Source organism: Bdellovibrionales bacterium, from assembly GCA_016716765.1.
Lineage (GTDB): Bacteria > Bdellovibrionota > Bdellovibrionia > Bdellovibrionales > UBA1609 > JADJVA01.
On sequence record JADJVA010000021.1, the window covers coordinates 18,857 to 27,967 of the forward strand.

Annotated in this window: 10 protein-coding genes and 1 pseudogene; 7 read left to right on the forward strand and 4 right to left on the reverse strand. The window is 46.9% G+C overall.

Features of this window, described 5'->3' with window-relative positions:
• The 3 genes from IPL83_16025 to IPL83_16035 all read right to left on the reverse strand — a co-directional run bounded on the left by IPL83_16025 (position 1) and on the right by IPL83_16035 (position 1,807).
• Positions 1-174 (reverse strand): hypothetical protein, encoded by a 174-nt coding sequence (locus tag IPL83_16025; GenBank protein ID MBK9040643.1) that lies wholly within the window; start codon positions 172-174, stop codon positions 1-3.
• Between the two features lie 291 nt (positions 175-465).
• Positions 466-981 (reverse strand): hypothetical protein, encoded by a 516-nt coding sequence (locus tag IPL83_16030; GenBank protein MBK9040644.1) that lies wholly within the window; start codon positions 979-981, stop codon positions 466-468.
• Positions 982-1,285: 304 nt separating this feature from the next.
• Positions 1,286-1,807, reverse strand: coding sequence for a hypothetical protein (locus IPL83_16035; protein ID MBK9040645.1), 522 nt, complete (start codon positions 1,805-1,807; stop codon positions 1,286-1,288).
• Positions 1,808-2,101: 294 nt separating this feature from the next.
• Here IPL83_16035 and IPL83_16040 point away from each other — a divergent pair, with 294 nt between their 5' ends.
• Complete coding sequence (locus IPL83_16040; protein MBK9040646.1) at positions 2,102-2,539, forward strand: hypothetical protein; 438 nt, start codon at positions 2,102-2,104, stop codon at positions 2,537-2,539.
• Complete coding sequence (locus IPL83_16045; protein MBK9040647.1) at positions 2,442-3,086, forward strand: hypothetical protein; 645 nt, start codon at positions 2,442-2,444, stop codon at positions 3,084-3,086. The genes IPL83_16040 and IPL83_16045 overlap by 98 nt, the downstream gene beginning before the upstream one ends.
• 344 nt (positions 3,087-3,430) lie before the next feature.
• Here IPL83_16045 and IPL83_16050 read toward each other — a convergent pair.
• A pseudogene (locus IPL83_16050) lies at positions 3,431-3,674 on the reverse strand (hypothetical protein).
• 528 nt (positions 3,675-4,202) lie between these two features.
• On the opposite strand from IPL83_16050, the gene IPL83_16055 reads away from it, so the two are divergent.
• From IPL83_16055 to IPL83_16075, 5 genes are all read left to right on the forward strand, one after another.
• A complete protein-coding gene (locus IPL83_16055) occupies positions 4,203-4,565 on the forward strand; it encodes an FAD-dependent oxidoreductase (GenBank protein MBK9040648.1) in 363 nt (120 codons plus the stop codon).
• A complete protein-coding gene (locus IPL83_16060; GenBank protein ID MBK9040649.1) occupies positions 4,526-5,578 on the forward strand; it encodes an FAD-dependent oxidoreductase in 1,053 nt (350 codons plus the stop codon). Before IPL83_16055 ends, IPL83_16060 begins: the two co-directional genes overlap by 40 nt.
• Positions 5,579-5,986: 408 nt before the next feature.
• Entirely contained in the window at positions 5,987-7,183 is a 1,197-nt protein-coding gene (locus IPL83_16065) for a hypothetical protein (protein MBK9040650.1), read from the forward strand.
• A 284-nt stretch (positions 7,184-7,467) separates the two neighbouring features.
• The gene (locus tag IPL83_16070) at positions 7,468-8,838 is read left to right on the forward strand and encodes a hypothetical protein (GenBank protein MBK9040651.1); all 1,371 of its coding nucleotides are present in this window, start codon (positions 7,468-7,470) and stop codon (positions 8,836-8,838) included.
• Between the two features lie 86 nt (positions 8,839-8,924).
• Positions 8,925-9,111, forward strand: a 187-nt coding sequence (locus tag IPL83_16075; GenBank protein MBK9040652.1) for a hypothetical protein, incomplete at its 3' end; no start/stop codon positions are given.

The following is a 9,111-nucleotide window of genomic DNA, read 5'->3' on the forward strand; positions in this document are numbered from 1 at the left end:
TCAAGCCCTCCGAGGAAGCTCCGTTGGAACCTTCACCGACACTTCGGATTTCTGCCGCTGATGGAGAAGGTTCACGATCACTTGAGTCTCTTCTCCCGAATTCACTTGAATTGCAAGTTTGCGCTCCAATTCAGGGATGTAGAAGGAATGGCCACCTGGTGGTAGATCGATCATCAGCGAGCCATCGAATGCTGATAAATATGTGCCCGAACTGTGTTCAAATGTAACTCCGCCAGAAGGCTCGCCATTTCGAAACGCAAGAATGAGAACCCTACCCTGGGCCTCTTTTTAAGCTCTCTTGCTCGCTTATTTTAACAGAAGATCGATTTGAATCTTGAGAAAAAGCCAAGGGAGAGGCTCCGCCTCCCCCTAAGATAAGGACCAGAATTAAAGTGCAAATGTTCAGTTCAAGGTGGTAGGCCACTCTAATTAATCTTATTATTCCTATTATTCTTAATAGTCTTACTATCGAACCGTCCAACCAAGAGTCCAATCTTCATCTTCATATGGACTTAGAGCGCCAATGTAGTCTACCGGAGTAAATTGCCAAGGGCCTGACAGAGAAGGAGTTACCCCTGCTCCCACAGCCGGACTATCTTCAGCCGGGAGGCGTCCTTTGAGAACTGGATCAACTGTTCTATTATTTACTTTGTTTTCACCTTGAAACCAGGCACTCACCGAAAATGGATCACTCGATTTTTCTTCAAAGTTAACACCAGCGGCACAGTTGACAATGGAGTTAACCATCTTCAATCCAGACTGGGCAACGCCCTTGCCAGTAATTACACCAGCATTGCGGAAAGTTTCATCATCATCAATATTAATGCAGGATACCTTGAAGTCACCGGTCACGATAGCGTTGTGGATTTCTCCTCCTGTTCCACGGCGAAGCATAATACCGTCAAACAAGCGAGCATTCGCACCTCGAGCGACTATAGTGATATTGCTAAGAACGGGATTGGAACGAGGCTGGGCATCCATAGGGGATTTTAAATTGTCCGCTTGATACCTCGGCTGTCTTCCGTTCCGGTCTCTAACTCAATATATACAAATTGAGCTTTCCCCCGATAACCCATGTCCCAATCAAATCCATCATCGTCATTGTCGGTCAAGAGCACATGTTTGAGGTTGACGTTACCTCCAAAAAACTCAATTCCATCATCAGCACTGCGGTGGACCTGGAGATAGTCAACCTCTGTACCAGACCCAACGCCATTAAACGTGATGCCATTGAGCTCGTTATCCTTCGCTAGTTCATATCCAGCATACTCAACACGAACATATTTTAGACTACCAGAGCTATCGTTATCATCATTTCCACCAAATTTTGGCGGATTGTTTTAATACCCTCAGAAATGCTTTCACAAATTGGTTCACCAGCTTTGCAATTATTGATGCGTGCATTCCCGTTCAATACAACTCCGCTCCACAGACCGGGGCGCAAGTTGTCTCGTTGAAGCGAAGTGAAAACGACCGGTTTTCCTTTTGTCCCGTTTGCGAAAATCTTTGATCCTCGCATAACTACCAAATACGCACCCGGAGCACCATAAACAGTGACGCCTGGATCTAGTGTGAGCGTTGATGATTGAGTGTTGTCAGCACCAATTCGAACATCGCCCTCCAAAACATAGGCATTTCCTGTGCTCAAAGCGAGAGTCGTATTGAGATAACTCCCCTTCACTGTGCACACCGGCCTGCCTTCGACTGTATCACTGCGAGGAATTGTTCCTGTTGGGCAAGCGGCAAAGGCACTTCCGCTCATCATCGTGATCAAGACCGTTAGGCCAATCGCTAGTTTGTTCATCATTTTTCTCCTCAGGGAGTTATGTGTTGTGGGGCCGTCCATTTCATACAGTAACTAGGCGGGATTTCGAAATCAGGAATCTGTTAGGATCATGTTAGGAAGACCTTTCCAGCAGAAATCTCACAAAGAATAAACCTTTCAGTTCCTCGCGTTTTGTCCAGGGTTTCAATACTTTCCTCATGGATACCTCGGTCTAGGAATAGACAAGTTATCGGTTAATTCAAATTTTTTGCGTGTTAGATCTATAGTTCGAATTTAGCATTCTGCTTATCTATCAAAAATATTCGGAGGATTCTTATGAAGAGATTGATATTTTTTGTCCTATTGGGAACTGTCATTTCAATGATTGGCTGTTCTGGTGACAGTGATTCTGGAAGTAGCGCTCCAGCTACGCAAGTCGCCGATGCCATCGGCTTGGTGGCTAAGGGAGTGGGAGCTATTGGCTCAGGAATGACTGGCACGGCTCTGATGGGTTCGATCAGGCCGATGACAGTGACTCAATTTAATACCAACCGCTGTGATAGCCATGGCAAACCCCTAGCCACTGCGGGTGGAGCGGATCTTTCGCAAAGCGATGAATTCTATCCCTACCTTCACACTTATTGCGCGGTCAGTATCAAAGATGGAGACACCGTTCGTGGAGGATTTGATTTGGTACAAAGTCTCATCTGCACCCTTGAAAAGGGTGGAATTGGAGTTCAGCGGAGCCACACAGGAGATAACTGGAAATTTTAACGATACGGACTGTTGGCCTGACGGCGGCCCTGGTGGAGAAACAGGCACGATCACCTTGTCGGCAGTTGGGAGTTCGCCAGCTAGCTTTAACTCACATTATACAAAGGGAGTTATATTTTCCGTCGCTTCCTTTGGCTTAACCTTTAAGATTGCGGCAAATCTCGATAGTGACAAAATCGAATTTATCACTCACAAGTCTTGGAGTGGAGCTGCGGCAGGAGATTCTGCAGGTGACATTGGTACGATGGCTGGTGAACTCACCAAATCAACTGGAGTCTTGAGATTCGAAAAACGGGACGAAAGGGTTCGATCAGACTGTGCAGCTAGCCGCTGTGGTTGGAATCGGCACACACGTCTTTACGCTGTGTTAACAATGTCGAGTGGCGGTGAGCCGCAAGGTGTGTCTTCAATTTCATACGGGTTTGCTGATATTCAGGCAGATGCAGCTACTGTTGGTGGCGCATCAAATGGATATGGCCGGATCATAACGGCTTCCGGCCCTTTGAGCTCTGGGATAAAAGCAAGAATCTTTTGCAACAACCCCTAGCAGAACATTAGCTGAGGTGGCAACGAGCGGGCAGTACTCTGAAACAACCAATACAGCTTGTGCAACTTCAGCTGGTTTTGATGATTCAGCGGACTGCACCTCAAATACAGGGATTGGTAATTTTTCTGCAAATACCAAATTCACATTACTTTCCAGCACATCAAGAACATCTGCTGATTCGTGGCTATCAACGTTTTCTGGGTTTAATTTCACCGCTGTTGATTTAGATACCGACAACGCTTTTAGTATTTTCGCTCAGAAATAAAAGTCCTTTTTTAAGGGGACGTTTTAAAGGAGGGCCAAGACCCTCCCTTTAAATTCAAAGATCCTTGCTTCCTACAGATCTAATCCTTGGCTTTCAGCAAATGATCATTCTCACTGATAAACTTCTTGATCTCATCAGAAATTCCCAAAAGCTTAAGCCATTGCCTTTGTATAAAGTCACTGGAAACCGGCCCATGCCATAAATTGAAAGCGCACCTTTTCGCTCACCTTCATGGACAAGGTGCCTGCCGCAGGCTTGGTCTTTTTTAGCGCTGCATTTTCTGCTCGTAATCGTTCAAGTTCAGCTTTGATATCTTCTGACATAAATACCTCTCTCATTTTGCGAGTATTATGGGGAGCAGATTGTTCTTTGGTCAACTTGTGTGTTTATGTCTCGCTTAGCCAAAAACCTAATATACATTTTTCCCGCGCGATTTGCCGTTGGGTTCCGCCGCTCTACGGCTCCACCAGCTTTCGCCTTCGCGTGAGTCGCAGTCGCGACGGCAAGCAGCCCAAAACCAGACCATATGCGGGGCTCGTCAAGCATAGAATGTCTTGTCCAGCGCAAATGTTGTGTGAAGAAAATGATTTGGCACCAGGTCTTTTAGAAACTGGAGAGAAGGGGAGAGAAACCTTTACCCCTTAGAATTATCTCTGTTGAAAAAATCTGTCTAATGCGGTACATCATCGGCGCTTCGATAGCCAAAATTATTATTTTTTTTTGAGTTAATAATTACAATCGCCACGTATGGTTTGCTCAAAAGTGGGTATCATCAGAAAGTCGAAGCAAACAATAGATTTTTAATTGTTGAAATTTATCGGACGGCGGGTTCGCCGCCAGGGGTGGGGAACATGAATAGGACGAGTGTCCTCTTGGCGTTGGTTTTGTTCTATCATACTATCATGCACCTATCTTTCCAGGCTTCAGCTGAACCTACTGAAAGAGTGGATGTTGTGATTATTGGAGCTGGGGCTTCAGGTTTGACTGCAGCCAAAGAATTTAGCGACGAAAATATTTTCTACACTGTTTTGGAAGCCTCTCCTCGCGTTGGAGGAAGAATTAGAACTGACCCGTTCCCGTTTGGTTTAAATATTATTTCAAATGCGGGCGCCGAGCTGATAGATAGTACTCATTGCGACGCTATTAGCCTCATAGAGGGACTGGGTTGTGAGTTGTGGAACGGCCAAGAAATGGCCTCGATATTTTTGAAATAAAGGGTCAGTTCTATAATTGGGCGGATTTGATTGAAGAAATATTTACTACTGAATTGAATGCGCTCAGCAAGATTCAGCAAATAATCTCTGCAGCTCAGAGTAGTTTGCAAGAACACCGTGAGTTAGACGAGAAGAGCGCAGCTAGCGTCCTCCTTCTAATTGAGAACGCACCGCTTTTGAAAGGGCTCATCGAAACTTTTCTGTTATCTGAATACGGTCTCCCGCTTTCCCAGCTCTCAGGGGCGATTCTTTCCGAAGTGATTCACATTGATATGGAAGGCAAAAGGATTGGACTCCTTCCCCAGAACGATGAAAGGTATATTGTAAAGGGCGGAACACAGATTTTTATTGATCGACTTTCAGATCGCTTGGGAAGGCAGATTCGGCTTAACCACCAGGTTACGGACATTATGGAAAACAGCGATGGGAGTTTTTTGGTTCGATACGAGAACGGCGGAATAACAAAAGACATCCAAACTAAAATCTTGGTATCTTCAGTCCCGTCATTTCAGTTTGTTAATATAAATCTACATGGTGATTCGTTCAACGGGATAAAGGTGGAAAAGGCAAAACAATTTGCTAGCAACGGCAAACTCATTCTTTATTTCTCAAAACGAATTTGGGAAGACTACAATATTTCTGGTAACGGAATGCTTGAAATGTTTTCTGCGCAAATGTGGGATAGTTCAGTTTTACAAAATACCTCATTTGGAAGTCTAACCCTTTATTTTTCAGACAAAATTCTCGAAACAAGTTCAGATGATGAAAGACTCTTATTATCAAAACGGATCCTCCGTGAACTTGAGAGAATAGTTCCAGGAATAACTCAGTATTTTATTCACGCACGTTACTACTCTTGGCCGTCTTCCTATTCAGATGCTCCTCGCCCAGGAGAAAAATGCTCCAAAAAAATGTCGTTTCTCGGACTGGTCGATTTTTTAGAATCGGAGAAGAGCATGACGATCTATCACAGGGATATGTTAATGGCGCCGTTCGCTCAGCGAAGACAGTAGTGAAAAATGTCCTTGATTCTCTAGGCTTGCACAAAATTTCTACCTGTCGATCGGCGATCGGCGATCGGCGTTGAAATCCGTTGAACATCGGACTTGCTTTCCGTTTCAAATCTCTTGCAGACTTTACAGACTCATTGATTTATTTGCGCAATCACCTTGCCAGATGGGACCCAGTTCTGACCCAAGCTGACCCAAGAAGGCCCAAATGGGGCTCAAACAGGTACCTGTCTAAGGCTTGTACATTCCTGGGGGATGGCACCTATTTCGTTCTAGCGCCCAAAACGACCAGAGGCCGGGCTTCTTGGGATATTTTGACGCCATCATAACGAATGGCATATTTTTAGCATTGAAATTGTCTCGTAGCTGCTCTATCAAGAGGAGTTGAGGCAGCGAAAGAGGTAGGCTGTTATGAAATTCATTTCAAGATCTCTTTTTTTGCGCGCTTTCGCTCTTGCGTCTCTATCCTTCTCACCCGTCGCATCGATCGCTCAGTCAAACCCGACCCTACCCCCTGGAGATTACGTTTACAATCCAACGACCGGTTCCTATGTTCCATTTGGCGGAGATCCAAACAGGAAGCGCACAGGCTTTGTGGAAGACGGCATTTCCGGTCGCTTTGCTGGGCAGTCGGATTCCAGAGTCGGTAACTTCGGACAGGATTGCGAAAACACTCCTGGTCTTTCTAAGAACGCCCGCCAAATCGAACAAGTGGGCCGGTTCATCAAAACAAAAATCGTCGGAAAGGACGGTCGCTGCCCGCTAAGATACGGGCCGGATGCAACAGACGCGGATCGGGCAATGTATGGGACGGGCCAGGTTTTCGATGACGAGGGCCAGTGCGGCCCTAAGGTGAAGGGCGTCGCAAAATGTGTTGGAACCGGGCATCTGGTTCATAACACGGATTTGGTTATTACAAGCGCTCATAATTTTGGGTACGGTGAGAATCGAGAGCGTCTAGCTGATCCGAGAAAGGGTTTCACCTTCACCACTAGAGTGTGGAGTCCAAAAACCGGAGGATATGTCATTCGTAGCTTTAAGGTGAAGGACGTTTTTTTCGGAACTGATGATCCGGGTCGATATCCACATTTGGATTACGCTTTTCTTCGCTTAGAGGAAGATGTCGGCAAGGTGGTGGATGGTCTTCCTGTACCCAAAAAATATCAGATCAATCCGTTGCCATTTAGAATTGTTGACAAGAGTAGAGCGCCCAATGTTGCCATGACAGCAGGGTACAATAAGGAAACGAAGGACTTCTCGAAGAATTGTGCGCCGTTTAGTCTTACGACAGCTACAAACGATGACCGCTTAGCGGAGGATCGAATTGATAGTCCTGAGAGTTTGTATTTTCATAAAGGAGACACTCTAGGAGGTGCTTCTGGTTCTGCAATCGCCCTTCTCGATGAGTCCGGCAAGCCCTATTATGCAGCTCTTCATAAGGGTTGGGATGATGGCGGAAGCTTGGGCCGTTCGAGATCAGGAGCAAGAGAATCTCAAGCAGAAAATCCCGAGGACGCTCCTGGTAGGATCGCTCGGAGAAATGTTGCTATCAAAGCCAGCACGTTCTACAAATCCTCTATGGATTTTGCGCGAGACGGAGCCCGCTGAAACAAAGGGCACCTAGGACTTTCAACTTTTGTCTGAGAAAAGGATTCCTAACTCGCTTCCATGCGTCTGGGCGATGTCCCTTTCAGATATGCTATTCATCACGTCTAAATAGAACGAAATTTTTATCAATTGAGTTTATCTCATTGAAACAATTGATTTTATTTCTGGATCTAAGTCCTAAAGTGAAACAAGTGGGATGCCGATAAGATACAGTTGATAGGAATTGGTGAGGTATTGACTCAGCACCTGAACCTTGCTTTTTAGGTCTTGCCGAAGGGATGTATTTGGTAACGCTCTCTTTTTCTCCAATAAGATTGAGTCTTCTGTTTTCTATTATATGTTGCTCTGGTCGAGCCTTCGGCCTTTCCTGCCCAATGGGCTACCGCGCTCAATCCTCCCCAATTGAATGCGTCAGGATTGATGGGAAGAGTCGTTTCGTACTGAGTAGCGAAGCTCTTGTTTTTTATAGACAGTACGTTTTACCTTGTGAGGCCGTTCTTGCCACTTACCCCGAATGTGGAAAGTACTGGTATAAATTCGCTTTGTTACAGGAAGCTAATTATTTACCAGAGCCTGCTTCGACGAAAGCACCTCCAAATGAAACCGAAAATGACTGCAAATTTGGCCAATCCTGCTCAGCGACCGAATCCGCCTCCACCCAACCCCCCACCAAGCCAACCAATATTGGCGGCGGCAGCAGCGGTGGCAATCGCCCCACCAAAACCACCACAGGAAAAACGGATTCCTCAGGCAAGGGGGGCGCCGCAGATACTGGCGATGAAGACAGCGCTTCAAGTTCCGCGCAGAATAATAAAAAGAAAAAGCAAGCGGGAGAAGAGTCCTACACAGGACAGAGCACTTCTTGTTGGACTGAGGATATAGGACAAGTGGCAGGCCAGCCGATGTGTGATGCCAATGGGAGTCCCTCTTGCTGGACAAAGTCTGCACAAAGGGAGAGTGGTCTTCCCCAATGCGGAGCTGATGGAAAGCCCGTGGCCTCTGCAAACGAAGGCAATGGAGGGGATCAAGCCACAGGTGGAGCCGGAGATCTCCCTCAGGGATTTCCTCAACCTCCAGAAGTAGAGGGTGATCGAGCTCTTTGCGAACAAGCGCATAAGAAAGCCTTCACTTGTTGCACCGATCCCGTCAAGTGTGTCTCTGGCCTTGATGGACCGAGTGCCAGTTCGATGACGGCAATGGGAACACTTAGTTGGCGCACAGGAATGATTGCTATGGGTGGAGCTTCAGGTGGAGATTCGGCAGGAATTGCGAAGAGCTGCGAGTTTATGAAGATCGTGGCATTGGGCGGTGCGGGTGCCAACACAGCTCTCGGTGGCAAGTGCTTCACTGACAAGGGCTCTTGCGAAGACAAAATGCACCGAAGTTGTGAACAAATATCGAAGAGTGCTGACAGAGTGTTCAAACCTCGACACAGTTTGGAGTGCCAATGGAGGCAAAGGTCCACGCTGCCCCTCCACTTGGGTGAGCGACTATCGTGCGGCCCAAGCCAATGCGGAAGGAAGAGGCACTCGATGCACAGGATACAACGCAAATGTCTCGGCCATGGGCAGCCAGGCCGCTCAGTCAGCTGCAGCAAGCAGCTTTTGCCGATCTCTGCCAAAAGCTGCCACAAATCAAGTCACAGGATTTCCTGAAGTCGATCAGCAGCCCGTCTTTAACGGTGATTGTAACGATCCCGTCAACGCTTCAAATCCCATTTGTGCGAATTGCAGAGGTCCCAATGCTCCAATCCGATCCCCTTTGTTCAGGATTGGGCGGGGGTAGTGCCTCGACTGGAAGTGGCTCTGGCAGTGGAAGCTCATTTCAGAACACAGGATTTGGAACTAGAGCTGCTGATGGCAGTGACCTCAGTGTGCCTGACACCAATGCACAGGTGCAAGCCCCTATCTTTGGTGAGGGATTGGGAG